This is a genomic window from Dyadobacter sp. (assembly GCF_051859145.1).
Lineage (GTDB): Bacteria > Bacteroidota > Bacteroidia > Cytophagales > Spirosomataceae > Dyadobacter.
In genome coordinates this window covers 1-3,481 of sequence record NZ_JBHYGF010000578.1, presented here as the reverse complement: position 1 = coordinate 3,481, position 3,481 = coordinate 1, and the positions used below count along the sequence as shown (strand labels likewise).

Sequence of the window (3,481 nt, the reverse complement as noted above, 5' to 3'; positions counted from 1 at the left end):
GGAATGTTCCGAAACCGTCAGGAATACCTTTTCCGATGATCGTGCGGTCATTGTCATTGATCGTTCCGTCCCCATTCAGGTCCTGGTACTTCACATCGCCCGGAAGCATGTTGTACTTTTTAGCTTCCTCCGCCTCCGAAGTAGAATAGGTACCCTGGTGAACCCTTCCAAAGAATGAACCTACCGGCTCGCCTACCCGGATGACAGTGGCTCCCGAATAAATGTCACTTCCACCTGAGAGTGCAAGTACCTTGTTTTTGTTAACCGAGATATTGAAAGTAGTACTCCATGAAAAGTCGCCTGCTTTAACGTTCATTGAATTGACTGCAAACTCAACCCCCTTGTTTTCCATACTTCCGATATTCGTAAATATGCTGCTGTAACCGCTGCTCATCGGAAGCGGGGCATCCAGAAGCATTTCATTTACTTTCCTGCGGTAAAGGTCCAGCTCGAAGCTCAGCCTGTTTGAAAACAATCCCAGCTCAATACCCAGGTCAACCTGCTGTGTTTTTTCCCATTGCAGATTGGAGTTTGACATCCGGCTGATACCGGTACCAATGTTCCGGGTACCACCAAAAATGACGCTGTAATCCACCACATTGGAAATGTTATTGGTCATACCTGCGAGCGCGCGGTAAGCGGGAATTTCGGAATTACCTGTCGCACCATAGCTGGCCCGTATTTTCAGGTTCGAAATGGTCGTATTTGTTTTCAGGAATTCCTCCTCAGACACCCGCCAGGCCACAGCTGCTGACGGAAAAAATGCATATCTGTTAGCTGCACCGAATTTTGAAGATCCGTCGATACGACCTGTGAATGTAAACAGGTATTTGTCCATTAACCCATAATTAAGCCGCGCGAAGTAGGAATTGAGGCCGTAAGCCGACGCGGAAGAGCTGGGTGCCAATGCAGTGGCGCCTGCTCCGAGGTTGTTGAACTGGAAGTAAGTATCTGTAAAATTCTGGCTTCTGGCCAGGTTCTCAAAACGGTCTACATGCTGCCAGGATAATCCGAGCATCGCATTGATCGAATGGATTTTGCCAAATTCTTTGAAATACGTCAGGTAGTTTTCAAACTGCCACGAATTGAACCGTCGGTTGTTGACACTCGCATCTCCATTGTTCGAAATGTATTGCAAGCCGGCGGCAGCAAAGTAATCCTCCCGCTGGTTGATAATGTTGGTCCCCACTGTTGAGCGCAGGTCCAGACCAGGCGCGAGGCTGATTGTCGCATACATATTACCAAGCATGGTTTGCGTGCGCAGATAGGAAAGCCTTTCCTGCGCAACCCGCAGCGGACTGTCGCCACCTTCCATTCCGGGATAGTCGCGGTTACTGGCCCAGCGCCCGTCGGGATATTTTACGGGAATAATCGGAAGCGCTTCCAATACCTGGCGCATGGCGGTAATTCCGCCGCCGCCCAATTGATCGATCTGTTTTTCGTTCTGGTCTGTGTAGCCCAGGGTACCTCCTACTTTCAGCCAGCTTTTGATCTGGCTATCAAAAACAAACCGGCCGGCATATCGTTTCTGCCACGATTCGCGCACGATCCCATTCTCGTTGCGATAGTTCAGGAATGCGCCAAAGCTGCCTTTTTCATTACCACCTGTTAAACCAAGCTGGTGATTTTGGGTAAATGCTTTTTGAAATGCCTCGTCCTGCCAGTCAGTATCATACAATGGATTTCCATTTGAATCGAACAAAAGCGGGTTGGTTCTTTTCGTTTTCGGATCTGTATATTTTGTCCCAGTCGCCCAACCTACCGGATCAAACTTTTTCGCATTCTCGTAAGCCAATTCTTCCACAGCCAAAAACTCGCGTGAGTTCAGTACAGGTAACTTCCTGGGCGCAACACCAATGCTGAAATCGGTATCGTAAGTCACTTTCCCGCCTGTCGAAGTACCCCGTTTTGTAGTTACCAGAATAACCCCGTTTGCACCGCGGGCTCCATAGATAGCTGTCGAAGAAGCATCTTTTAAAACTTCAATAGACGCGATATCATTAGGGTTGATGTAGTCAATGGGCGTACTTCCGTTTGCAAGATCTACTGCATTCAGGATAACTCCGTCAATTACATACAATGGATTATTTGAAACACTGATGGAGCTTGCACCACGGATGCGGATATTAGCCCGCCCGCCAGGACGACCGGAGTTGGAAGATACATTCACCCCGGCAATGCGACCGGAAAGACCCTGGTTCAGCGAAGAAGCAGGCCGCTCCTGCAACACTTCCCCTTTGATGGTTCCTACCGCACCTGTCAGGTCAGACTTCTTAACCGATCCATAACCCACAACGACGATCTCGTCCAGCGCATTCTCATCAGGCGCCATTGAAACATTTACCTCCGACTGGCTGCCTACACTGATCTCCTGAGATTTATATCCGACAAAGCTCAAAACCAGTACAGGATTTCCACCATCGGGTATATCCAATGCAAATTCACCGGTTGAACTTGTAGAAGTACCGCGCTGCGTACCTTTCAGAACGACACTTACGCCAGGCAATCCCGTCCCGGCTTCGTCCGAGATTTTACCCTTGATGGTACGGTCCACAGCAACCTGGTTTTCCGTTCCAGTACTGGTAATACCTTCGTTACCTGGCTGGTCGGGTATCAACGCTGATGTAGTTTTCTCATCTTTCAGCGCATTCTCCCGAGCTTTTTCCTCAGTGATAACAAATGTATTTTTCCGCGTCTTTCTATATTTCAACCCATTCTGAGCGAGAATGATACCGAGGTTCTTCTCTATTGGCTGCCTCAGGTCAAGCGCGCTGGCAGCTACATTGATTGAACCAACCAAACGATCTTCGAATACGATTTCAACTCCATAGTGCTTTTGCAAATCCAACAGCACATTCTTGAGTTTCATCTCCTGTGCGTAAGCATTGTGCTGCTTGGCAGGTGCGGAGGCAAATGCAATTACCTGGGACTGGGCTTGTCGTGGAACCTGTGTCATAAGCACAAGTCCAACGCTTACCCATTGCTTAGCTGATAGCATTAGATTCATAAGTAAATGGTTAAGAATAATCAGTTGTTCATTAAAGAGATGGCGCTGCCATTACGCTCGATTTTCATATCAAGCACTTCCGAGATCGTCCGTAAAAGTTCTTCTGCATTCCTGGTTTTAAAATTCCCGGTGATTGTTCTCTGAGCGATAGCCGAGTCGCCCAGGGTTACCTTTTGCCCGAAATTCTCTTCAAGCAGCGCAGCGATTTCCTGCATTGAAGTCGCATTGAACACATAGCGCTGTTCTTTCCAGGTGGCAAAGGTTTTGATATCCTGCTTACGCGCAACTTGTACCTCGCCGGCCTTGTCGAGCGTGACCAGGTCCCCTGGTACCATCATCAGTTTTTTATGCTGTTCATCGCGGGAGTAATCAATGCGCACACTTCCGCTGGTGAGGGATACCTTGGTGCCACGCGGCCGGGCGTAAACCGAGAAGGTAGTACCCAGTACCTCTACCTTGAACTTGTCAGAGGTT

Annotated in this window: 1 protein-coding gene and 1 pseudogene; both read right to left on the bottom strand. The window is 48.7% G+C overall.

What is annotated here, in order from left to right:
* Positions 1 to 2,890: pseudogene (locus ACTIE6_RS24460) on the bottom strand (SusC/RagA family TonB-linked outer membrane protein); the annotation flags it as partial.
* A gap of 137 nt (positions 2,891 to 3,027) precedes the next feature.
* A partial coding sequence (locus ACTIE6_RS24455; protein WP_439559118.1) for a FecR family protein occupies positions 3,028 to 3,481 on the bottom strand: 454 nt, incomplete at its 5' end.